The organism is Kineococcus mangrovi (genome assembly GCF_041320705.1).
In the GTDB taxonomy this organism is placed as follows: domain Bacteria; phylum Actinomycetota; class Actinomycetes; order Actinomycetales; family Kineococcaceae; genus Kineococcus; species Kineococcus mangrovi.
The window spans coordinates 1-22,595 of sequence record NZ_JBGGTQ010000004.1; the positions used below are offsets into that span (position 1 = coordinate 1).

The 22,595-nt window shown below is 72.8% G+C and carries 23 protein-coding genes and 1 tRNA gene; 15 read left to right on the top strand and 9 right to left on the bottom strand.

Translation table 11 applies throughout. The annotated features are described in order from the left end of the window. The 8 genes from AB2L28_RS08825 to AB2L28_RS08860 form a co-directional block, all read left to right on the top strand. A partial coding sequence (locus AB2L28_RS08825) for a SpoIIE family protein phosphatase (protein ID WP_370718396.1) occupies nt 1-1,613 on the top strand: 1,613 nt, incomplete at its 5' end. A gap of 80 nt (nt 1,614-1,693) precedes the next feature. Further along, complete coding sequence (gene def / locus AB2L28_RS08830) at nt 1,694-2,215, top strand: peptide deformylase (RefSeq protein ID WP_370718829.1); 522 nt, start codon at nt 1,694-1,696, stop codon at nt 2,213-2,215. Beyond that, a complete protein-coding gene (tsaD, locus tag AB2L28_RS08835) occupies nt 2,212-3,255 on the top strand; it encodes a tRNA (adenosine(37)-N6)-threonylcarbamoyltransferase complex transferase subunit TsaD (protein ID WP_370718397.1) in 1,044 nt (347 codons plus the stop codon). Before def ends, tsaD begins: the two co-directional genes overlap by 4 nt. Nucleotides 3,256-3,320: 65 nt before the next feature. Continuing rightward, nucleotides 3,321-4,025 carry a tellurium resistance protein gene (locus tag AB2L28_RS08840; protein ID WP_370718398.1) on the top strand — a complete coding sequence of 235 codons (705 nt, stop codon included), beginning with the start codon at nt 3,321-3,323 and terminating at the stop codon, nt 4,023-4,025. Between the two features lie 322 nt (nt 4,026-4,347). Next, nucleotides 4,348-6,297 (top strand): acetate--CoA ligase, encoded by a 1,950-nt coding sequence (gene acs, locus AB2L28_RS08845; RefSeq protein ID WP_370718399.1) that lies wholly within the window; start codon nt 4,348-4,350, stop codon nt 6,295-6,297. A 69-nt stretch (nt 6,298-6,366) separates the two neighbouring features. Beyond that, nucleotides 6,367-7,368: an endonuclease/exonuclease/phosphatase family protein gene (locus tag AB2L28_RS08850; protein WP_370718400.1), complete on the top strand. Its 1,002-nt coding sequence runs from the start codon at nt 6,367-6,369 to the stop codon at nt 7,366-7,368. 269 nt (nt 7,369-7,637) lie between these two features. Then, a complete protein-coding gene (locus AB2L28_RS08855) occupies nt 7,638-8,108 on the top strand; it encodes a phage holin family protein (protein ID WP_370718401.1) in 471 nt (156 codons plus the stop codon). A 77-nt stretch (nt 8,109-8,185) separates the two neighbouring features. After that, nucleotides 8,186-9,040: an alpha/beta fold hydrolase gene (locus AB2L28_RS08860; RefSeq protein WP_370718402.1), complete on the top strand. Its 855-nt coding sequence runs from the start codon at nt 8,186-8,188 to the stop codon at nt 9,038-9,040. 37 nt (nt 9,041-9,077) lie between these two features. On the opposite strand, the gene AB2L28_RS08865 is transcribed toward AB2L28_RS08860, so the two are convergent. The 3 genes from AB2L28_RS08865 to nth are packed head-to-tail and all read right to left on the bottom strand — an operon-like array spanning nt 9,078 to nt 11,637. Next, nucleotides 9,078-10,280 carry a MarP family serine protease gene (locus AB2L28_RS08865; RefSeq protein ID WP_370718403.1) on the bottom strand — a complete coding sequence of 401 codons (1,203 nt, stop codon included), beginning with the start codon at nt 10,278-10,280 and terminating at the stop codon, nt 9,078-9,080. After that, nucleotides 10,277-10,933 (bottom strand): NUDIX hydrolase, encoded by a 657-nt coding sequence (locus AB2L28_RS08870; RefSeq protein WP_370718404.1) that lies wholly within the window; start codon nt 10,931-10,933, stop codon nt 10,277-10,279. The genes AB2L28_RS08865 and AB2L28_RS08870 overlap by 4 nt, the downstream gene beginning before the upstream one ends. After that, nucleotides 10,930-11,637, bottom strand: a complete 708-nt coding sequence (gene nth, locus AB2L28_RS08875) for an endonuclease III (protein WP_370718405.1) — start codon at nt 11,635-11,637, stop codon at nt 10,930-10,932. The genes AB2L28_RS08870 and nth overlap by 4 nt, the downstream gene beginning before the upstream one ends. 135 nt (nt 11,638-11,772) lie before the next feature. Between nth and AB2L28_RS08880 the strand changes: the two genes are divergently transcribed. Further along, nucleotides 11,773-12,327 (top strand): hypothetical protein, encoded by a 555-nt coding sequence (locus AB2L28_RS08880; RefSeq protein ID WP_370718406.1) that lies wholly within the window; start codon nt 11,773-11,775, stop codon nt 12,325-12,327. Nucleotides 12,328-12,513: 186 nt separating this feature from the next. Next, nucleotides 12,514-13,176 (top strand): Crp/Fnr family transcriptional regulator, encoded by a 663-nt coding sequence (locus AB2L28_RS08885; RefSeq protein WP_370718830.1) that lies wholly within the window; start codon nt 12,514-12,516, stop codon nt 13,174-13,176. 6 nt (nt 13,177-13,182) lie between these two features. Here the strand turns inward: AB2L28_RS08885 and AB2L28_RS08890 are convergent, their stop codons facing one another. Genes AB2L28_RS08890 through AB2L28_RS08905 form a run of 4 tightly spaced genes read right to left on the bottom strand, consistent with a single transcriptional unit; the run spans nt 13,183 to nt 14,991 of the window. Then, nucleotides 13,183-13,956 (bottom strand): MBL fold metallo-hydrolase, encoded by a 774-nt coding sequence (locus AB2L28_RS08890; protein ID WP_370718407.1) that lies wholly within the window; start codon nt 13,954-13,956, stop codon nt 13,183-13,185. 1 nt (nt 13,957) lies between these two features. Next, entirely contained in the window at nt 13,958-14,419 is a 462-nt protein-coding gene (locus tag AB2L28_RS08895; RefSeq protein ID WP_370718408.1) for a RidA family protein, read from the bottom strand. Continuing rightward, on the bottom strand, nt 14,416-14,571 hold the full coding sequence (sp36, locus tag AB2L28_RS08900) for a Sp36 family protein (protein ID WP_370718409.1): 156 nt from the start codon (nt 14,569-14,571) through the stop codon (nt 14,416-14,418). The genes AB2L28_RS08895 and sp36 overlap by 4 nt, the downstream gene beginning before the upstream one ends. Nucleotides 14,572-14,631: 60 nt before the next feature. Beyond that, nucleotides 14,632-14,991, bottom strand: coding sequence for a WhiB family transcriptional regulator (locus AB2L28_RS08905; RefSeq protein ID WP_370718410.1), 360 nt, complete (start codon nt 14,989-14,991; stop codon nt 14,632-14,634). A 309-nt stretch (nt 14,992-15,300) separates the two neighbouring features. Between AB2L28_RS08905 and AB2L28_RS08910 the strand changes: the two genes are divergently transcribed. Next, nucleotides 15,301-17,760 (top strand): penicillin-binding protein, encoded by a 2,460-nt coding sequence (locus AB2L28_RS08910; protein ID WP_370718411.1) that lies wholly within the window; start codon nt 15,301-15,303, stop codon nt 17,758-17,760. 73 nt (nt 17,761-17,833) lie between these two features. Here the strand turns inward: AB2L28_RS08910 and AB2L28_RS08915 are convergent, their stop codons facing one another. Beyond that, the gene (locus tag AB2L28_RS08915; protein ID WP_370718412.1) at nt 17,834-18,301 is read right to left on the bottom strand and encodes a GatB/YqeY domain-containing protein; all 468 of its coding nucleotides are present in this window, start codon (nt 18,299-18,301) and stop codon (nt 17,834-17,836) included. 58 nt (nt 18,302-18,359) lie between these two features. Between AB2L28_RS08915 and AB2L28_RS08920 the strand changes: the two genes are divergently transcribed. The 4 genes from AB2L28_RS08920 (at nt 18,360) to AB2L28_RS08935 (ending at nt 21,094) form a co-directional block, all read left to right on the top strand. Beyond that, a complete protein-coding gene (locus tag AB2L28_RS08920; protein ID WP_370718413.1) occupies nt 18,360-19,286 on the top strand; it encodes a metallophosphoesterase in 927 nt (308 codons plus the stop codon). Nucleotides 19,287-19,361: 75 nt separating this feature from the next. After that, nucleotides 19,362-19,438 (top strand) — tRNA-Pro (locus tag AB2L28_RS08925). 301 nt (nt 19,439-19,739) lie between these two features. Next, on the top strand, nt 19,740-20,225 hold the full coding sequence (locus AB2L28_RS08930; protein ID WP_370718414.1) for a TIR domain-containing protein: 486 nt from the start codon (nt 19,740-19,742) through the stop codon (nt 20,223-20,225). After that, entirely contained in the window at nt 20,225-21,094 is an 870-nt protein-coding gene (locus AB2L28_RS08935) for an HIT family protein (protein ID WP_370718415.1), read from the top strand. Before AB2L28_RS08930 ends, AB2L28_RS08935 begins: the two co-directional genes overlap by 1 nt. 457 nt (nt 21,095-21,551) lie before the next feature. Here AB2L28_RS08935 and AB2L28_RS08940 read toward each other — a convergent pair whose 3' ends face one another. Beyond that, on the bottom strand, nt 21,552-22,577 hold the full coding sequence (locus AB2L28_RS08940; protein ID WP_370718416.1) for a toll/interleukin-1 receptor domain-containing protein: 1,026 nt from the start codon (nt 22,575-22,577) through the stop codon (nt 21,552-21,554). Nucleotides 22,578-22,595 lie beyond the last annotated feature (18 nt).

The following is a 22,595-nucleotide window of genomic DNA, read 5'->3' on the forward strand; positions in this document are numbered from 1 at the left end:
TGGGGCTCGCCGCGGGGGACGGGCGCGTCGAGCACGTCAACGCCGCCGGCGCCGCGATCCACGGCCTGACCCCCGCCGACATGGTCGGCAGGCCGCTGTCCGACGTCTTCCCCGCCGCGGTCGGCAGCGACTTCCACGCCCAGCTGCGCCGGACCCGCGCCGAGGGCGGCCTCGTCACCTGGACCGGGCCCGTCCCCGGCACCGACCGGTGGATCGCCGTCCGGGCCCGGCGCGTCGACGGCCCGGACGACGAGCGCACCGTGCTGTGCTCGTTCCGCGACGTCACCGCCGAGCGGGCGCTGGAGGTCGAGCGCGACGCCCTCACCCGCTCGCTGCAGCGCTCCCTGGAGCACACGACGCGGCTGCTGCGGCTGTCCGAGGCGCTGACGGCCACGCGCACGGTCGCCGACGTCGCCGAGGTCGCCACCGCGGCCGCCCGCGACGGGTTCGGGGCCGCCCACGCCGCCCTGTCGGTCGTCGACCACGACCGACGGGTGCTGCGCACCCCCTTCACCGGCCGCTACGCGCCGGGTGCCCGGCAGGAGTGGCAGGACCTGCCGCTGGACGACCCCGGCCCCGGGACGCTGGCCCTGCGCGAGGGACGGCCCCGCTTCGACGACGAGGCCACCCTGCGCGCCGAGTTCCCCGACCTCACCCACCGCTGGGACGCCGCGCACGTGCGGTTCCTGGCCACCGTGCCCCTCGTCGCGGCCGGCCGGGCCGTCGGGCTGCTCACCGTCGTCTGGACCGAGGAACCGGACCTGCCCGAGAGCCGGCGGGCCATGCTCGTGGCCCTCGTCTCCTACACCACCCAGGCGCTGCAACGCGCCCTGCTCCTGGACGAGCGGACCGCGACCGCCCGCACCCTGCAGAACTCCCTGCTCACGACGGACCTGCCGCAGGTCGGCGGCCTGGAGCTCGTCGCCCGCTACGTCGCCGCCCACGCCGAGGACCAGGTCGGCGGCGACTGGTACGACGGGATCCTCCTGCCGGACGGGACGACCCTGCTCGTCATCGGGGACGTCACCGGGCACGACATCACCGCGGCGGCCGAGATGGGCCAGCTGCGCATCGCCCTGCGCGCCCTCGCCGTCGACCGCGACGACCCGCCCGCCCTGCTGCTGGACCGCCTCGAGGCCGTCGTCGACTCCTTCCGCACCGACGCGATCCTCGCCAGCTGCCTCGTCGCCCGCGTCGAGCAGTCCGCCGCCGACCGCGCCGCGGGGGTGCGGACCCTGCGCTGGGCCAACGCCGGGCACCCCCCGCCCGTCCTCGTGCTGGCCGACGGCAGCGCCCGCGTCCTGGACGCCGCCCCGGACCTGCTGCTCGGGGTGGGGGCCGGGCACCGCGCCGACCACGTCGTGCAGGTCCCCGCCGGGGCGACGCTGCTGCTCTACACCGACGGTCTCGTCGAGCGCCGCGACCTCGACCTCGACACCGGGATCGAGTGGTTGCGCGGGCGCGCCGCCGGCCTGGCCGTCCCCGACCTGGCCGGGGCCCTGGACGACCTGCTCGCCGAGGTCGCCCACGCCGGCGGGGACGACGTGGCCCTGCTCGCGGTCCGGTTCCACGACCTGCCCCGACCCGCCCTGACCTACGATCACCTGTCGTGAGCTCTGCTGAGGACCCCGCGTCGCCCCCTGCCGACCAGGCCGACCGCGACCCCGTCGTCTTCGAGGGCCGCACCGGTGCCGTGCACCCGATCACGCGCTACTTCACGCCCGTCCTGCACCGCCCCTGCACCCCCGTGACGACGTTCGACGACGACCTCGTCCAGCTCGTCGCGGACATGTTCGCCTCGATGGACGCCGCCGACGGGGTGGGGTTGGCCGCCAACCAGATCGGCGTCGACGCGCGCGTGTTCGTCGTCGACTGCCCCGACGCCGGGTCCGAGACGACGGGGGAGAACGTCGTCGCCCACGTCGTGAACCCGGTGCTGCACCTGCCGACCGGCCGCAAGCGCCGCCTCGACCTCGACGGCGAGGGCTGCCTGTCCGTGCCGGGGGAGTACGCCGACCTCGCCCGCCCCGACACCGCCGAGGTCCGCGGCGTCGACGTCCACGGCGAGCCCGTCCGCATCGTCGGGACCGGTCTGCTGGCCCGCTGCCTGCAGCACGAGAGCGACCACCTCGACGGCGTCGTCTACGTCGACCGGCTCGGCGCCGAGGAACGCGCGCAGATCCTCGAGGCCGCCGGGCTGCGGGCGCCGTCGTGATCGTCCTCGGCGTCGAGTCCAGCTGCGACGAGACCGGGGTCGGCCTCGTCAGCGACGGCGTGCTGCTCGGTGACGCGCTCGCCTCGAGCATGGACGCCCACGCCCGCTTCGGCGGCGTCGTCCCCGAGGTCGCGGCCCGCGCCCACCTCGAGGCGATCGTCCCCGTGCTGCACGAGGCGCTGGAGAAGGCCGCGCTGCAGCTGTCCGACGTCGACGCGGTCGCCGTCACCGCCGGGCCGGGGCTGTCGACGGCCGTGCAGGTCGGGCTCGCCTCGGCCAAGGCGCTCGCCTTCGCCCTCGACAAGCCGCTGTACGGCGTCCACCACCTCGCCGGGCACGCCGCCGTCGACGTCCTGGAGCACGGCCCGCTGCCGCCGCGCTGCGTGGCGCTCGTCGTCAGCGGCGGGCACACGTCCCTGCTGCTGCTCGGCGACCTCGGCCGCGACCCGATCGTCCACCTCGGCGACACGATCGACGACGCGGCGGGGGAGGCGTTCGACAAGATCGCCCGCGTCCTGGGGCTCGGCTACCCCGGCGGCCCGGTCGTCGACCGCGTCGCGCGCGAGGGCGACCCGCACGCCATCGCCTTCCCCCGCGCGCTGTCCCGCCCCTCCGACCCCGCCTACGGGTTCTCCTTCTCCGGGGTCAAGACCGCCGTCGCGCGCTGGGTCGAGGCCCGCGTCGACGCCGGCGGCGAGGTGCCCGTGGCCGACGTCGCCGCGAGCTTCCAGGAGGCCGTCGCCGACGTCCTGACTTGCAAGGCCCTCGCGGCCTGCCGCGAGCACGGGGTCGACACGCTGCTGCTCGTCGGCGGGGTGGCCGCGAACTCGCGCGTCCGGTCGCTGGCCGAGGAGCGCTGCGCCGCAGCGGGTGTGCAGCTGCGGGTGCCGCCGATCCGGCTGTGCACGGACAACGGCGCGATGATCGCGGCCGTGGGGGACCTGCTCGTCCGCGCGGGGGCGCCGGCCTCCGGGCTCGACCTCGGCGCGGACCCGTCCGCGCCGCTGACGGGGGCGCTGCTCGCCGGTCCCTGGACCTGACGGCACTACCCGGGGCAGCCGTACGTTGGCCGGGAGACAGTTCCCGGACGAAAGGCGTCGGACCCGTGGCCATCGACTACTCGAAGAAGGCGAACAGCCCCGAGCCGCCCGCGGGCGCAGGAGGTGGGGGCCTGTCGCTGTCGAAGGTGACGCTGACCAAGTCCGCGCCGAAGGTGTCGCTGTCGAAGTCCGGCGCGACCGGCGGGACGCTGCGGGTCCACCTGGCCTGGAACGCCCGCCCGGCCGGGGCCGCACCGGCCTCCGGTGGCGGGTTCCTCTCCAAGCTCAAGGCCGCCGCCGCGCCCCCGACGGGCATCGACCTCGACATCGGCGCGCTCTACGAGTTCTCCGACGGCTCCAAGGGCGTCGTGCAGGCCCTCGGCAACGCCTTCCGCGACCGCGGCGCGGGCGAGCCCGTCGTCTGGCTCGACGGCGACGACCGCACCGGCGGCGGCGGGGAGAACCTCTACGTCGACCTCGGCCAGGCGGCCCGCATCAAGCGGGTCCTCGTCTTCGCTTTCATCTACGAGGGCGTGCCGAACTGGGCCGCCGCCGACGGCGTCGTGACCCTGCACCCGGCCGCAGGCCCCGAGATCGAGGTGCGCCTGGACGAGCACGACGACCGCTCGCCCATGTGCGCGATCGCCCAGATCACCTCCGACGGCCGCGAGGTGTCCGTCCAGCGCGAGGTGCGGTACGTCCAGGGCGGCCAGCAGGCCCTCGACGAGGCGTTCGGGTGGGGGATGAAGTGGCGGACCGGGCGCAAGTGAGGCCCCCCGCCCGACCCCGGCTGCTGACCCCTGGCGCCTGACCCCGGGGCGCCTGACCCCGGGGCGCGCTCCCGTGGCCGCGCGGTGAGTCCTCGTTGCCTCCCCGGGGCCGATGATCGGCCCTGGGGAGGCAACAGGGACCTCCGCGCCTCCGCTGCTCCTCACCGCCCGGAGTGCGCCTCGTTGGCCCCACGCAGCCGATGATCGGCCCCGGGGAGGCAACGAGGCGCACCCCGGGCGGTCGGTACCCGCGACGCACCCGCGACCCCCGACGGCTAACCTCGTCGCGTACCGCGAGAGCAGGCTGTCGAGGAGGACGTCCGTGAGCACGCCGCAGGACCAGCCGACCACCCCCACGGTGCCGCCGAGCCCGGAGTTCGCGGCGCAGGCCGTCGCACAGGCCGACCTCTACGAGCGGGCCGCGGCCGACCGGCTCGGGTTCTGGGCCGAGCAGGCCCGCGAGAACGTCACGTGGGACACCGACTTCACCGACGTCCTGGACTGGTCGAACGCCCCGTTCGCGCGGTGGTTCGTCGGCGGGAAGCTCAACGTCGCCGTGAACTGCGTGGACCGGCACGTCGAGGCCGGGCACGGCGACCGGGTCGCGCTGCACTTCGAGGGCGAACCGGGCGACACCCGCGCCGTCACGTACGCCGAACTGCACGAGCAGGTCCAGCGGGCCGCGAACGCGCTGGCGTCGCTCGGGGTCGAGCGCGGTGACCGCGTCGCGATCTACCTGCCGATGCTCGTCGAGTCCGTCGTGGCGATGCTGGCGTGCGCCCGGCTGGGGGCGGCGCACTCGGTGGTGTTCGGCGGGTTCTCCGCCGACGCGCTGAACTCCCGCATCGACGACGCGCAGGCCAAGCTCGTCATCACCTGCGACGGCTCCTACCGCCGAGGCAAGCCCACCACGCTGAAACCCGCCGTCGACGCGGCCCTGGCCAAGGGCGCCCCCAGCGTCACGAACGTCCTCGTCGTGCGCCGCAACGGCGAGGCCGTCGACTGGGTCGAGGGCCGCGACGTGTGGTGGCACGAGGCGTTGGAAGCCGCTGCGCCGCAGCACGAGGCGGAGGCGTTCGACGCGGAGAACCCGCTGTTCGTCCTGTACACCTCGGGCACGACGGGCAAACCCAAGGGCATCCTGCACACCTCCGGCGGGTACCTCGTCCAGACCGCGTACACGACGAAGAACGTGTTCGACGTAAAGCCCGAGCGCGACGTCTACTGGTGCACCGCCGACATCGGCTGGGTCACCGGCCACAGCTACATCGTCTACGGCCCGCTCGCGAACGGGCTGACCCAGGTCGTCTACGAGGGCACCCCGGACACCCCCGACAAGGACCGCTGGTGGTCCATCGTCGAGAAGTACGGCGTCACCGTCCTCTACACCGCGCCGACGGCGATCCGCACCTGCATGAAGTGGGGCGAGGAGCACCCGGCCCGCCACGACCTGTCCTCGTTGCGCGTGCTGGGCAGCGTCGGGGAGAACATCAACCCCGAGGCGTGGAACTGGTACCGCCGCGTCATCGGGTCCGAGCGCACGCCCGTCGCGGACACCTGGTGGCAGACCGAGACGGGCGCGCAGATGATCGCCCCGCTGCCCGGCGTCACCGCGCTGAAGCCGGGGTCGGCGCAGGTGCCGCTGCCGGGGATCGTGGCCGACGTCGTCGACGACGCGGGCGAGCCCGTCGGCCCCGGGCAGACCGGCTACCTCGTCCTCACCGAGCCGTGGCCGGCGATGCTGCGCGGCATCTGGGGCGACGAGCAGCGCTTCAAGGACACGTACTGGTCGCGCTTCCCGGGCCGCTACTTCGCCGGGGACGGCGCCAAGCGCGACGAGGACGGCGACATCTGGCTGCTCGGCCGCGTCGACGACGTCATGAACGTCTCCGGGCACCGGCTGTCCACCGCGGAGATCGAGTCCGCGCTCGTGTCCCACCCCGACGTCGCCGAGGCCGCGGTCGTGGGGGCCAGCGACGAGACGACCGGGCAGGCCGTGGTCGCGTTCGTCATCCTCCGCGGCGGTCACGAGCAGGGGCCGGACACCGTGGCGGACCTGCGCGACCACGTCGCCAGGGAGATCGGGCCCATCGCCAAGCCGAGGTCGATCATGGTCGTCGCGGAGCTGCCGAAGACCCGCTCGGGCAAGATCATGCGCCGTCTCCTGCGGGACGTCGCCGAGCACCGCCGGCCCGGGGACGTCACGACGCTGACGGACTCCTCGGTCATGGACGCCATCTCGGCCGGCATGACCGCCTCGTCCCAGGACTGACCGCAGATCTGCACCGCACCCCCTCCTCCGGGCCACGCGCCGGGGGCGGGGGTGCGGCACTGTGGTGGGGTGCCCCGCGAACGTCGTCCCCGCAGCACCGCCGCGCTCGTCGGGACCGTCGTGGCGACCGGGGCCGTGGCCGCCGGGGCGGCCGTCGTCGGGGCCCCGGACTGGTTCGGTCTGGCCGGGCAGCGCCCGTTCGTGTGGACGGTGCCGTTCCGCGTGCCGGTCGGCCTCGGCCTCGCCGGTCTGGCCGTCCTCACGGGCCTGACCGGTCTGCGCTGGCGGCGCACCCTGCCCGCCGCGACGGCGCTGGCCCTGGCCGCGGCCGGTTCCCTCGGCACGACCCTCGCCCGCGGCGTCTCGCCCGGGCAGGTGCCGGCCGCGCGCGCCGGGGACGTGACCGTCCTGGCGGCCAACGTCTACCTCGCCCGCGCCGACCGCGACGGGGTGGCCCGGCTCGCCGTCGACGGCCTCGCCGACGTCGTGTCGCTGCCGGAGTCCACGCGCGAGTACGCCGACGACGTCGCCACCCGCATCGAGACGGCCACCGGCACCGGGGTGCAGGTCTTCTACCGCGACGACCGCGACGACCGGTTCGGCACGGCGCTGCTCGTCTCGGACCGGCTGGGGGAGTACCGCGCGACCGGGGAGCTGACCGGCGGGGTGAAGGCCGTCGTCACCGCCGCGCCCGTCTCCGGTGACGGGCCGGTCCTGGCCGCCGCCCACACCGCCGCGCCCGTCTCCGGGCTGCTCCTGCCGTGGGCCGCCGAGGTGCGGGCCGTCGCCGACTGGTGCGCGCGGACGCCGGGGGCGCTGCTCGCGGGCGACCTCAACGCCACCCTCGACCACCCCGGCCTGCACCTGCGGGGCTCGTGCGTCGACGCCGGTGCGCAGACGGGCACCGGTGCGCGCGGCACCTGGCCGGCCAGGCACCCCGCCCTCCTGGGCGCCACGATCGACCACGCCCTGGCTGACGGGAACCGTTGGCGGGCGGTCGGATCGCGCGTGCAGGAGATCCCCGGCAGCGACCACCGGGCGCTGCTGTCCCGGTGGCGCCCGGTGGGCTGAGCGGTCCTCGCGCTGCTCCGAACGGGCGAATCCCGGCGGCGCTCGCGTCGTGTTCGCGCGATCGGCACCGCGAAGAGGTTGAGAGCCGTAGTGTCGTCCTGGTCGTCGCTCGTCCCCCTGTACGAGAGCGACCCTTGCGTCGCCGTCGGTCCCCCCGCCGGCGGCGACGCGCTCACCCTGGCGGTGCACCGCCCGGGCGGTGCTCCTAGGGTGCTCCCCGGCGCCCCGTCTCCCGCGCGGGTAGCGCGACCGGGCCTAGGAGGATCTGGATGACCACCCTGAACGACCGACCCGTCGGCGCTCCCGAACGCACGATCGGTCAGCTCGTCGCCGACGCGACGAAGGACATGACCGAGCTCGTCCGTTACGAGATCGCCCTCGCGAAGGCCGAGATCACGACCGACGTGAAGCACGGCGCCTTCGGCGGCGGCCTGTTCGCCGTCGCGGCGCTCTTCGGTTTCGTCGCCTTCGTCTTCCTGGGGGTCACCGTCGCGTTCGCCCTGCACGAGGGCGCCGGCTGGCCGATCTGGCTGAGCTTCCTCGTCGTCGCCGCCGCGATGCTCGTCGTCGCCGGCATCGCCGCGGCCATCGGGTTCGGCCGCATCAAGCAGGTCCGCCCGCCCGAGCGCACCATCCGCACCTCCAAGGAGAGCATCGCCGCCATCAAGGCCGCGGCGACCGGCAAGCCCGTCGCCAGGACCATCTCCGGGCGTCCCGACGCCCGCGGCATCGGGCACTGAGCGACCGGGCCGCCGCGCGGGCGACCGCCACCGACGTCTCGGCCGTCCTGGTCGAGGGTCCGTGGCGGCACCGCCTCGTGGCGGCGCACGGGGCGCGCTTCCACGTCGCCGAGACCGGTGACGGGCCGCTCGTCCTGCTGCTGCACGACTTCCCGCAGTTCTGGTGGGCCTGGCGCGCCCAGCTCGTCGCCCTCGCCCCGGCGGGCTACCGAACCGTCGCGATGGACCTGCGCGGCTACGGCGCCTCCGACAAACCCCCGCGCGGGTACGACACCCCGACGTCCGCGGCCGACGTGGCCGCCGTCGTGCGGGCCCTGGGGGAACGCGACGCCGTCGTCGTGGGCCTGGGCATCGGCGGGCGCACCGCGTGGGCCCTGCCCTCCCTGCACCCCGAGCAGGTCCGCGGCGTCGTCGCCGTCGGCGCCGGCCACCCCCTGCTGACGCGGCACGTGCTGCGCGACCGCCTCGGTGAGCGCACGGGCCTGTCCACCACCCGCACCGCCCTGGCCCGGCAGCTGCCCGCCCTGCCCGAGCGTTCCCTCGTCCACGGCGACGGCGTCGCCCGCGTCCTGCGCGAACGCTCCGGCCCCGGCTGGCCCGGTGAGGAGGACGTCGCCCGCTACCGCGAGGCCGTCCGGGTGCCGTTCGTCGCGCACTCGGCGCTGGAGTACCACCGCTGGATCGCGCGCTCGGCCGTGCGCGCCGACGGCCGCCGCTTCGCCGCCGCCCTGCGCGCCGGCACCGACGTGCCCGTCCTGCAGGTGCGCGGCGAGCTCGACCCCACCGTCTCCCGCGCGACGCTGGAGGCCGGCGCCCGCTTCGCCCACGGCCCGCACCGCCTCGAGGAGGTGCCGGGCGCGGGCCACTACGTGCCCGAGGAGGCCCCCGCCCGCCTCACCTCCCTGCTCGCGGGGTGGCTCGCGCGCTGGTGACCTCGCGCCGGGCGCCCCCGCCGGGCGGGCGCGCGGGCTACTCCCGCGCGCAGCCCCCGGTGCCCACGGCCTCGGTCCGCGACCCCGCCGCGGCCAGCACCGCGTCCAGCTCGCGCGGCGTCAGCGCGTACCCGGTCTGCGCGTCGTCGAGCGACTTCGCGAACACCACGCCCGCGACCCGTCCGTCCTCGGTGAGCAGCGGCCCGCCGGAGTTGCCCGGCTGCACCGTGGCGTACACGGAGTAGACCTCGCGCAGCACGTCGGTGGTGTCGAAGATGTCGCGGCCCTGGGCCTGCAGCACCTGCCGGACGCGGGCCGGTTCGGCGCGGTAGGGGCCGTCGAGCGGGTAGCCCGCGACGACGGCCGCGTCCCCGGCGGTCAGCTCGTCCGCCCGCGGCAGGGGCGCGACGTCGAGGCCGGGCACGTCGAGGACGGCCAGGTCGCGGCCGGCGTCGAAGGCGACGACGGTCGCGGGGTAGCGGCGGGAGGAGCCGCCGGGCTGCACGAGCGGGTCGGCGACCCCCGCGAGGACGTGCGCGTTCGTCACCACGCGGGCGGCGCCGTCGAGGCGGGCGGCGACGAACCCGCTGCCCTCCAGCCCGCGCCGGCAGCTCGGCGCGACACCGGTGATCTTCACGACGGCCGCGAGCGGCTGCTGCAGCGCGGGCGGGACCTCGCTGGAGGGCGCCTCGACGGGGGCGATGGGCTCGGGGTCCAGCCCCGTGAAGACGCGCGGGAACCCGTTGGCCTGCGCGGCGGACCAGAACCGGGTGAGCAGGTCGTCGGCTTCGGGCGGCACGACCTCGTCGACGGTCGCGACGACGCGCGAGCCCGTCACGGCCTGCACGACGGACGGCAGCGGCGCCTGCCGGGCCGCTCCCGCGACGACCCACACGACGAGCAGGGTCGCGACGGCGGACGCCACCGCCCCCAGCAGGGCGTCCAGCACCCGCGCGAGCTCCCACCGCACGACGGAGCGGACCCGCGCGGCCACCAGCCCCAGCACGACCCGCCCGACCACGGCCAGCGCGACCGTCCCCAGCACGACGGCCAGGCTCCGCTGCACCCCGGTGTCCCAGCCGGTGACGAGGGGCGGCAGCGCCACCACCCCGAGCGCGGCCCCGCCGACGAGACCGACGAGGCCGGCGACGCCGATGAGGAACCCCTCGCGGTAGCCCGCCACGACCTGGGCGAGCAGGAGCAGGAGCAGGACGAGGTCCAGGACGTCGGAGCTGCTCACGCGCCCGCCCCCGCCCACCGCAGCGCCTCGTCGAGCTCGATCGTCGCGAGCCGGGCCGGGGGAGGTGGCCGCAGCCCGCCCAGGCCCAGGACCCGCACGAGCACCTCTGCGGTGAACCCCCACACGAGCAGCCCGCGGACGGCGAACGCCGGACCGGTGTACCCGCCGGGGCCGGTCAGCGAGCGCTCGGCGGCGAACAGCTCGGCCAGCGGGACGCTCTCGACGCGGGCGACCTCGGAGGGGTCGACGACCCCGACGGGGCCGCGTTCGCGCCAGTGCGCGACGACGGGGCTCACGCGGTGCCCGGAGTGCGCCAGACCCAGCGGCGGCAGCTCACCCAGGACGTCCACGCCGGCCGGGTCCAGGCCGGTCTCCTCGGTGGCCTCCCGCAGCGCCGTGGCCGCGGCGTCCGCGTCGCCGGGATCGGCCCGGCCACCGGGGAACGCCACCTGGCCCGAGTGCTGGCGCAGCGTCCCGGCCCGCTCGGTGAGCAGGACCTCCGGGCCGGCCGCACCGTCGCCCAGGAGCACGAGCACCGCGGCGGGTGTGGAGCGCTGGTCCGGGCGCCGGTCCTCCCGCCAGCGCAGGTCGGCGACCGTGACGTCCGGCAGCCGGGCCGCGAGCGGACCCAGCCAGTCCGGCAGCGCGTTCACGCGAGCGCCGGTCGCTTGACGAGGGCGGCGGCCCCGACGGGGTCCATCTCCCCGATGCCCGCCGACGGGCACAGCCGCAGGACCGGGCACGCCCCGCAGGCCGGCCGGCGGCTGTGGCAGGTGCGGCGGCCGTGGAAGATCACCCGGTGGTTGAACATCGTCCAGTCCTTGCGGGGGATGAGCGCCGCCAGGTCGGTCTCCACCTTCACGGGGTCCTCGTGGGTGGTGAACCCGAGCCGGCGCGAGAGCCGCCCCACGTGGGTGTCCACGGTCAGCCCCGGCACGCCGAAGGCGTCGCCCAGCACGACGTTCGCGGTCTTGCGGCCCACCCCGGCGAGCCGGACGAGGTCGTGCTGGCGGGGCGGGACGAGCCCGTCGTGCTCGGCGACCAGCTGGGCGGCCAGCTTGAGGAGGTTGTCCGCCTTGGCCCGGAAGAAACCCGTCGGCTGGACCAGCGCCTCCAGCTCGGCGCGGTCGGCGGCGGCCAGCGCGGTCGCGGTCGGGAACCGCGCGAACAGCGCGGGGGTGACCTGGTTGACGCGCGCGTCCGTGCACTGCGCCGACAGCACGGTCGCCACGAGCAGCTCGAACGGCGTGGTGAAGTCGAGCTCGCAGTGGGCGTCGGGGTAGCGCTGGGCGAGCAGGCGGTGGACGCGACGGGCACGGCGGGTGCGGGCCAGCTGCGTCTCCACCTGCGTGCTCACCGTGGCGAGCCTACGGTCGGTCCGCGCTGCGCGCCGTCACGGGGGACCCCGGGCGGACTCCCGACGGGTGACGGCACACCACCGGGAGGGTGATGGCCCGTCAAGGGCCCCCCGACCTGCGACGACACGCCTGTCATGGCACCGCGCGACCCCGACCCCACCGAGCCTGCCCGCGACCTCCCCCGGGACGTCCTGGAGAGCCGCCTGGAACCCGTCCTGTCGGGGGTGCTGGCGGCGGCCGACGAGCTGAGCTGCCGGCAGGCGGTCCGCGTCGAGCTGGCCGAGCTGCCGCTGCCGGCGTTGCGCCGACGGCGCTCGCTGCTGCAGGGGGAGGTCCGCCGGGTCCAGCACTGGTACCGCCTCGTCCGGGCCCGCCGGGACCTGCTCGTCGCCACGGCCTGCGGGCCCGAGGAGCTGCACGTCCCGCTCGAGGCCGCCACGCACGGGGGGCCGCTGGAGCACCACCTCGACCCCGCGCTGGACGCGCTGGACCCGGCCGGGGGGTTGCGCGGTCTGCTGCTGCTGGACCGCCCCATCCGCGGCGGGGGCCTGCCCGAGCAGCTCCACGAGTTGGCCGACGCCCAGATCAGGTTGACCGACTACGAGGACGCGCTGCTGGCCGAGCTGGCCGTCGCCACGGACGTGCTGGCCGAGCGGTGCCGGGTGCTGCTCGGGGTCGCGGCCCCCTGACGGGGGACGGCCTCGACGGTCGCTTCCGGGCGCGGTGGGGCAGACTGTCTCCGCGCGCGTCCGCAGTGACGCGCGTCACTGGTCTGCAGGACGCGGTACGGGAGGTCGTCGGTGGAGCACGAGGTCGAGCGCGGGACGGACGCCGACCGTCCCCTCGAACGTGCCGGCGACCGGCTCGGGGACGTCGTGCGCCGCGCGCCGCTGTTCGCCGCCCTCGACGACGAGGCCGCCGGTGAGCTGCTGGAGTCCATGGCCTCGGTCCACGTCGACCGCGGGCAGCAGCTCTTCGGCGAGGGGGAGGCGGGCGACCGCGTCTACGTCGTCCGCACCGGCAAGATCAAGCTCGTCCGCAGCTGGCCCGACGGCCGGGAGAACCTCCTCGCGGTCCTGGGGCCGGGGGAGATGTTCGGGGAGCTGTCCCTGTTCGACCCCGGCCCGCGCACCAGCTCGGCCCGCGCCGTGTCCGAGTCCGAGCTGATCGCCCTCGGGCACGACGACATGCTGCGCTGGCTCGCCCGCCGTCCAGAGGTCGCCCGCCACCTGCTGCGCGCCCTGGCCCAGCGGCTGCGGCGGACCAACGTCGCCCTGGCCGACCTCGTCTTCACCGACGTCCCGGGCCGCGTCGCCAAGGCCCTGCTCGACCTCTCGCGCCGCTTCGGCCGCCCCATCGCCGACGGGTTGCTCGTCGCGCACGACCTCACGCAGGAGGAACTGGCCCAGCTCGTCGGCGCCTCCCGCGAGACGGTCAACAAGGCCCTGGCCGACTTCGCCTCCCGCGGCTGGCTGCGGCTGGAGGCGCGGGCCGTCGTCCTGCACGACGTCGAGCGGCTGGCCAAGCGCGCCCGCTGACCCGCCTCAGGGCTGCCGGGCCAGGTAGTCCAACTGGGCCCGGATCGACTGCGCCGCAGCCCACCTCAGCGTCCCCTCGACGCCGCCGTCGAGATCGCCGTGGACGGCGGTGACGATCTCGTCGACGTCCCGGTGCCCGGCCGCGAGCGCCCGCCGCACCTGCTCCAGCCGGGCCAGGCGGTGCTCGCGCTGCCGCGTCAGCGCCGCCCGCGGGTCCTGCACCACCGGCCCGTGACCGGGCAGGACGACGTCCACGTCCAGCGACAGCAGCAGGTCCAGGGAGCGCAGGTGGTCACCGACGTCACCGCCCTGCTCGACGCCCTGCTCGACGCCCGTCGCGATGACGGTGCTGCCCCGGCCCAGCAGCGTGTCGCCCGTCAGCAGCTCCCCGGTGTCCAGGAGCACGCAGACGGAGTCCGACGTGTGGCCGGGGGTGGCCAGGACCCGCAGGTGCAGCCCCGCCGCCCGGTGCTCGCCCGCAGCGCGGGCGACGGGGGCGGGGTGGCGGGCGAGGAAGGCGTCGAGGCCGCCGACGTGGTCGCGGTGGCGGTGGGTGCCGACGACGAGGGCCACGCGCCGCCCGGCGAGGACCGCCGCGACCGCGGCCCGGTGGGCCCGGTCGTCCTCGCCGGGGTCGATGACGACGGCCTCGTCCGACCCCGGCGCGGCCAGCACCCAGGTGTTCGTGCCGTCCAGCGTCATGGGGCCGGCGTTGCCCTCCAGGACGCAGGTGGCCCGGTCGGTGACCGGGCCACCCGCCCACACCTGGCGAGCAGGCACGTCAGGACCGGACACGCACCGTGATCTCGACCTCGACGGGGGAGTCCAGCGGCAGGACCGCCACCCCGACGGCGCTGCGGGCGTGCTGCCCGGCGTCGCCGAAGACGTCGCGCAGCAGGTTCGAGGCGCCGTTGACCACCGCGGGCTGGCCCGTGAAGGACGGGTCGCTGGCGACGAAGCCGACGACCTTGACGACGCGCTCGATGGCGTCGACCCCGCCCGCGACGATCGCGGCGGCCGCGATCGCGTTGAGCGCGCACGTCGCGGCGAGCCGCTGGGCGATCTCGGGGTCGACGTCCGCACCGACCTTGCCCGTGACGGCCAGCTCGCCGTCGACGAACGGGAGCTGGCCCGACGTCAGGACGAGGTCGCCGTCGCGCGTGGCCGGCACGTACGAGGCCACCGGGGCGGCCACCTCCGGCAGGGTCAGCCCCAGCTCGGCGAGACGGTCGGACGCGCTCACTGCTCGGGCCGCTTCAGGTAGGCGACGAGGCCGTTGCCGTCGGGACCGGTGAGGACTTGGACGAGCTCCCAGCCGTCGCTGCCCCACTGGTCCAGGATCTGCTTCGTCGCGTGGACGATCAGCGGGACGGTGGCGTACTCCCAGGTGGTCATGGCGGCCACCGTAGTGGCCCGCCACGACACGACCGGGGGTGGCGGCGTCGGACCGTCGCGTCAGACGGCGGCGACGGCCGGCGCGTCCGCCGACGCGCCCGCGGGGACCGTGGTCCCCGAACCGGTGACCTCACCGGCGGCCGCGCTGAGCGCGGCGTCGCGGGCGGTCTCCAGGAGGCGGCGCCACGACTGCACGTTCGGGCGGCGCTTGAGCAGCGCGCGGCGCTCGCGCTCGGTCATCCCGCCCCAGACGCCGAACTCGACCCGGCTGTCCAGCGCGTCGGCCAGGCACTCGGTGCGCACGGGGCACCCCCCGCAGATCTGCTTGGCGCGGTTCTGCGCCGAACCCTGCACGAACAGGTCGTCCGCCGTGCTCGCCTTGCAGGCTCCACGACTCGCCCATTCCAACGTCCACGCCATCGACGGCCCCTCCCGTCAGCGTCCTCGCCGGCCTGGGGCCGCAGCGGCCCCGGTTCCCCCCGGTTCGGAACGATCCCTGTGAATCTTCCCGTGTGCCCACGAGTGGGCACACCCGCAGCGTATGGTCGAGGGTGCGGGGAGCTCCAGAGCCTCTTGTGAGGAACCGGGGTAGTCACTTCGGGCCACCCCCTCGTCACCCGGACGGCGGAACGCCGCGGAGGGTCGCGGTCCGGTCACGATCCTGCGCGCAGACCGCGGAGGACGTGTGGACGCACCCGGTCCCCCGCGGACTCCGCTTACGCTGGCCGCATGGCCCCTCGCTCCACGCAGCACGCCCGGCGCCCGGTCTTCCGCCTGCTCGCCGCGTTCGCCGCCGTCAGCGCCGCCGGTGGCGTGCTGAGCGCGGGACTCGTCGTCCCCGCCGTCGCCGCCACGGGCAGCCTCACCAGCGAGGGTGTCGACATCTTCAACGAGCTCCCGGGCGACCTGGGGGACAGGACGCTGTCGGAGGCCTCGACGATCCTGTACGCCGACGGCTCGCCGATGGCGAAGGTCTACGACCAGAACCGCTCGGTGGTCTCGTTCGACCAGATCGCGCCCGTCATGCGCGACGCGATCACCTCGATCGAGGACGACCGCTTCTACAGCCACGGCGCGGTGGACATGAAGGGCATCGTCCGCGCGCTGGTGTCCAACGCCGGTGGCGGCAGCACCCAGGGCGCCTCGACCCTGACGCAGCAGTTCGTCAAGAACGTCCTCGTCCAGCAGGCCGTGCAGGAGGGCGACTCCGAGGCCGCCGCCGCCGCCGTCGAGCACGAGGGCGTGGACGGCTACGCGCGCAAGCTGCGCGAGATGAAGCTCGCCGTCGGCGTCGAGAAGGAGATGTCGAAGGACGAGATCCTCGCCGGCTACCTCAACGTGTCCTACTTCCAGAACAACGTCTACGGTGTCGAGGCCGCGGCGCAGTACTACTTCTCGAAGTCCGCGGCGGACCTCACGCTGCCCGAGGCGGCGCTACTGGCGGGCATGGTGCAGAACCCGGCCGCCTACAACCCGGTGAAGTACCCCGAGGCCTCGGTGAAGCGGCGCAACGTGGTGCTGGCCCGGATGCTCGAGCTCGGCAGGATCGACCAGCCCACCTACGACGCCGCCGTGGCCTCACCGCTGGAACTGCGGGAGAACCCCAGCCGGCAGGGCTGCCTGTCGGCCGGGACCGCGGCCTACTTCTGCGACTACGTCGTCCGCGTCGTCGAGAGCGACCCGACGTTCGGCGCGACCCCGGAGGACCGGCGCAACCTGCTGCGCCGCGGGGGGCTGACGATCACGACGACGCTGAACCCGGTCATCCAGAACATCACCCAGCAGGCCGTCAACGACGGGGTGAACCCCGGCCAGGAGGTGCGCTCGGCGGCCTCGTTCGTCCAGCCGGGCACCGGTCACATCCTCGCCATGGCGCAGGACACGACGTACTCCCCGGACGATGACCAGATCGGCGTCACCGTCCAGAACTACAACGTATCTCTTGCCATGGGCGGCACCAATGGCTTCCAGCAGGGGTCGACGTTCAAGCCGTTCACCCTCGCGACGTGGCTGAAGTCCGGCCGGTCGCTGAACTCCACTGTCGCCGCCCCCAGCTCGGGTGACGACCCGTTCAGCGCCTTCACCGCCTGCGGTCAGAAGCTGCGCGGCGGCCGCTACCCCTACAGCAATTCCGAGGGCGGCGGGAACGGGGGTTCGATGACCGTCCGACAGGCCACCGCGAACTCGGTGAACACCGCGTTCATGTCGATGGAGAAGCAGCTTGACCTGTGCGACATTGCGAACACCGCGCAGTCGCTGGGGGTCTACAAGGCGGCTCCGACCCCGCTCGACACCGTGAAGTCGAACCCGCCGACCCTCGAACTCGACCGACTCCCGTCGATGACGCTGGGCACCAACCTCGTGTACCCGCTGGAAATCGCCGGCGCCTACGCGGCGTTCGCCGCGGAGGGCAACTTCTGCAAGCCGACGGCAATCCTGCAGGCGGTGGACACCAACGGCAATCCGCTGCAGGTGCCGTCGGCGGACTGCAAGCAGGTCCTGGACGTTAACGTCGCCCGCAACGTCACCGAGGCGCTGCGGCAGGGGTGGACGAGCGGGACCGCCGCCGGTGTCACCAAGGCGCCGCTGGATGGCCGGCAGGTGGCGTCCAAGACGGGAACCACGAACAAAAGCAGGGACACCTGGTTCGCCGCCTACACCCCGCGACTGGCCGGCGCCGTCTGGGTTGGTCACGCCTCGGAGGTGAAGTCGCTGAACGGCGCGCGCATCAACGGCCGCCGCATCAGCAGGGTGTACGGGTCGACCATCGCCGGCCCGATCTGGGCGAACGCCGCCGGGGACTCCCTCGACGCCCTCAACGCGCCGAAGTTCACCTTCACCGACGGCACCAACGACGGGCTGAAGACGGTCGCCCCGAACGGCAAGCTGCGCGTCCCGAGCGTGGTGGGCCGCAGCGTCTCCTCGGCCACGGCCGCCCTGGAGGCCGCCGGGTTCGACGTGCAGGTCTCCCGCAGCCGGGTGTCGTCGTCCAAGATCAGCGCGGGGCTGGTGGCCGCGCAGAGCGCCCGGACCGCCGCGGCCGGGGCGACCATCACCCTCACCCGCAGCTCGGGTGCGCCGCCCGCGCCGAGCCCGAGCCCGACGCCCACCCAGACGTCGGAGGCCCCGTCGCCCTCGCCGTCCTCGGAGGCCCCGGAGGACTCGCCCGAGACGGCTGACGACGAGTGACCCCCTGACGGGGTGACGAAGGGCCCGGTTCCCCTGTGGGGGAGCCGGGCCCTTCGTCGTGCTGCGGGGGGTGTCAGGCCTGCAGGCGGGCCTTCACGGCTCCGGAGAGGCGCTTGCCGTCGGCGCGGCCGGCGACCTTCGGCTTGAGCTGGGACATGACCGCCCCCATCGCGCCCATGCCCGTCAGGCCCTCCCCGGTGGCGACGAGGACGGCCTCGTCGACGAGCTCGTCCAGCTCCTCGTCGGTCAGCGGCGTCGGCAGGTACGTCTCGATGACGCCCAGCTCGCCGCGCTCGCGCTCGGCCTGCTCGGCGCGTCCGGCGCCGTCGTAGGCCTCGGCGGCCTCGCGGCGCTTCTTCGCCTCGCGCTGCAGGACGGTGACGACCTCCTCGTCGGACAGGGTGCGCGCGGACTTCCCGGCGACCTCCTCGCCGCGGACGGCGGTGAGCACCATGCGCAGGGTGGCCGACCGCAGCTCGTCGCGAGCCTTCATGGCGGTGGTCAGGTCGGTCTGCAGGGTGTCCTTGAGGGTGTCGCTCATGCCGGCGATCCTCCCACCCTCGTCGAGCCGTTTCCCGGTCGCGCGGCAGGATGGCCGGATGCCGACCGCTGCCGGAGTCCTCAAGGCCACCGCCGGAACCGTCGGGCTGGCCGCCCTCGCCGCCGGTGCGGGGCTGGGCTACGCGGCCGGGTACGAGGTGCGGGCCTTCGCGCTGCGGCACGCCGTCGTCCCCGTCCTGCCCGTGGGGACCCGTCCGCTGCGGGTGCTGCACCTGTCCGACCTGCACCTCGTGCCGCGCCAGCACCGCAAGCGGGAGTGGGTCGCGGCCCTGGCCGACCTGCGGCCGGACCTCGTCGTCAGCACGGGCGACAACCTCGCCTCCCTGGACGCCGTCCCGGCCGTGCTGGAGACGTACGCGGGGCTGCTGGCCCGGCCCGGGGTGTTCGTGCTGGGCTCCAACGACTACTGGGCGCCGCGGCCCCGCAACTGGGCCCGCTACCTCGCGGGGCCCTCGAAGATCCCGATGCCCGAGGAGATCCCGCGCCTGCCCACCGACGACCTCGTGCGCGGCTTCACCGACGCCGGCTGGGTCGACCTCGACAACGTGCGGACCCGCTTGACCGTGGCCGGGCTGGACCTGGAGCTCGTCGGCGTCGACGACCCCCACCTGCGCTACGACCGGTACCACGACGTCGCCGGCAAGGCCGCCTCCGACGCCGACCTCACCGTCGGCGTCACCCACGCCCCCTACCGCCGCACCCTCGACGCCATGACGGCCGACGAGGCGGGCCTCATCCTCGCCGGCCACACCCACGGCGGGCAGCTCTGCGTCCCCGGTTTCGGGGCGCTCGTGACGAACTGCGACCTGCCCCGGAAGCAGGTCTCCGGGCTGTCCCGCTGGTCCGCCGCCGGTCACGACGCCTGGCTGCACGTCTCCGCGGGCCTGGGGACCTCCCCGTACGCACCCGTCCGCTTCGCCTGCCGCCCCGAGGCGACGCTGTTGGAGCTCGTGCCGATGCGCTGACCCCGGCCGGGCCGGTACTGGTTCGGAGCACGGCCCCGCGTGGGCTACTCTTGTCGAGGTCGTTCACGCGGCCATCGGGGTGTGGCGCAGCTTGGTAGCGCGCTTCGTTCGGGACGAAGAGGCCGCAGGTTCAAATCCTGTCACCCCGACCAGCAAGATCGCAGGTCAGAGGCCTGGAACCGCGAGAGCGGGTCCGGGCCTTTGACGTTGGGGGTGACTGACTGCGTGACTACCGCTTGGAATGATGCAGCGAGTCAACAGTTGGTGGTGGTGACTGGTCGATGCTGGACAGTCGAGGTAGATACCGTAGGAGAGTCGGGGCATGCCCGGCATCTGCGGCATGACCATCCGGACGAGGGCATGACTGAGCGCCCGCGTGCACTGCGGCATGCCAGCAGTGCTAGTCCTATGATTGGGCCGACCTGACACGGCGACGTGCATCGGAGAATCCTCATGGCCAGCTCGGTCTTCTATAGCTTCCACTACACCCGTGACGTCAACCGTATCCAGCTCGTGCGCAACTTCGATGCCCTAGAAGGGCAGCCGATCTTGAACGCGCAGGAGTGGGAAGAGGTGCAGGAACAAGGGCCCGCAGCCATCGAAAAGTGGATCAAGGATCAGATGGCCTACAAGAAGGCCGTCATCGTCCTCATTGGCCAGGAAACGGCCAACCGCCCCTGGGTGCAGTACGAGGTCGACAAGGCGTGGGCGGACAAGAAGCCCCTGCTGGGCATCCGAATCCACGGCCTGGCCTCCTTTGGGGGCGGAGCGGACATGCCCGGACCCAACCCGTTCGACCGTCTAGACGGCGGCTACCTCGTACCGGTTTTCGACCCCACGGTCAAAGAGTGGACCGGCTCCATCGACACCAAGGCCACCTACAACACCTTGCACGACAGCATCGTGTCCTGGTCTACGCAGGGTGTGACGCGCTCCTGATGACCACTTCGCCGTCGTGTCCTTTCTGCGCCATCGTCGACGGCACCGCCCCACGCGCTCGTGTGCTCTACCGCGATGAGCGCGTGGTGGCCTTCTTCCCGCTGGACCCGGCCACCCGCGGGCACACCCTCGTCGTGCCGCACCGACATGTCCCTGACGTCCGCGGACTGAGCCGGGCCGAGGCGCACGACCTGGCCGAAGCCGTCCAGCGAGTCGCGGCCACGATCTGGGCCGGGGTGCAGCCGCAAGGGCTGAACATCATTCAGTCCAACGGGCCCGCAGCCACGCAGACGGTGGCCCACCTACACGTCCATCTTGTCCCCCGCTGGGACGAGGACCGGATGGGCCTGATCTGGCCCGAGGGCGCCGCTGAGGACGACGATGCTCAGGACCGCACCCTTCTGCAGCTTCAAGCTGCTCTGCCCACCGCGGAGTCCACTGTGACACCTGAAGACCGCCGTCAGCACCTGACCCTCATCCAGGCTGTCATTACCCGCATGTCCACGGCCTCCTCCTCGGCCAAGACGTGGTCCTTGGCGGTCCTGACCCTCACCTATGGCTTCGCTCTCAACCAGCACGCCGCCCTTGGGGCACTGCTCGGCGTGGCAGCTGTTGCCATCTTCGGGCTGCTTGACGCGAATTACCTCAAGAACGAGCGTGCCTTTCGCGCCCTGTACGACAAGGTCGCCCGCGGGGACGTCGTCGAGCCGTTCGCTCTTACGCCGGCGTTGCCCTCCTCGGAGAACCGCCGTAGACGGGACTACTGGCCTGCGTGGCAGGATTTTAGGTCTTGGGCTATCGCTCCGGTATACGGTCCCCTGCTGCTGATCGGCCTTGGGTTGGCCACTTACCTACACTTCACCAAGTAGTCGACCGGCCAGCTCGTCGAGCCCTCGGGGAGCAGACCAGCGCCCACCGCGCGCCACAGGGATCCTCTTCGGCTTCAGTGTCTATAATTTCATCGCGTGAGGCCCTAGCGACGTCATTAGGCGCATCATGATCGGTAGTACGTGCCACTTGAAGCTTGCGTTCGATCAGCCACATGTCAAGCATGACCGCGAGATCGAAACTCGGTTTTCGCGGCTAAGGTTCTTTGCCTACCCGTGAATCCGAAGAGCCCCAATGGCGGGGCAGTCATGGGTGCAAAGGGTCATGTCTTGGCTTGCTCGACGTTCATACGATCACGATGGCGGGTAATGACCCGTAAACGCTGCTCGCCCAGTGTGGTATCGCGTAAGGCGCATAGATTTTTAATCGAGCAATGCCTCGTCGGGCATTAGCTGAGACTCGCCTGGACCGGTATGCCGCCGCCGTAATGATCCCTCGTCAGCGCAGATCAATATTGGGCGAGTTGCTTCCCCCATCCTCGATCTCATGGCCATCCGCTTCAATCACAAGTGGACCACTGAATGCCTTAGACAACCTCCGAAAATCGAGGCGGGCTACAACTTCTACGCCGTGATCGACGCAAAAGTGATGAGATGCGCATTGCACCGCATAGTAGGCAATCTTTGTTGCATCGCGTCTTTGTGGAGCATCTGGAGACCAAAAGCTAAGGAGAAGGTCGCGATCGTCGCTCTGAAGTTCACCCTCATCCGGCCTGTGAATTGGGTCCCGAACGACTACCTTAAGATTCAAGCTGCGTACCGCCCTTAGGTGGTCAAGTAGTTCTGCTTGTGGCATTTTAGTCACCCTGCACAAGAAAGAAAGACTGAGGTGGACCCCCTGAGGAAGTTCGCCAACGCATCCAAAAGCAAGAATACCCGCTATCGCGCGCCGCTCCTCCATATTCATGCGCTGCATGGCGCCATAAAAAGAGCGTGCAACGCGTTGAGTCTCCTTCCGTTCCTGCTTTTTTGCGCTTTTATCTCCCTTTATGCTTAGTGCACTCCAAAGACGGTCAGTCTTTGGAGGGAAGCCGGGCTCTAGCCGCGGGGGCCCCAACTTCTCGCGAATATTTGCAGCAAGCTCTGCGGGCCCAAGGCTAGCGAGGTCAAGGTAGCCCACTGTGGGTGGTAGACCAGGGAGGTCTGTCTCATCGAAACGGGCTGGCAAAAGATACTCGCTATTCTCCTGAATAGCTCGTCCCTGTGCGCTCCTTCTTTCGTGGTTAGTCCAAACCTTTTTTGCGTAATCCGCGGATACAAATATGACGCAGTAACGCGAAGCCTTCCGGTAGACCCAGTCGAGATGAGCATAAAGATCTTTTCCCCACAATTCAACCTTTTCGTAGTCGTCATAGAATACCTTTACGCTAGCTTCTTTTAACGACGAAGCCACAGCGTCAACATACGCGCGTTGCTCCCCGGCAAATGAAAGGGCCACGTCATATTTCGGTTCCTGCGAATCCATGCCCACACGCTACAGGTT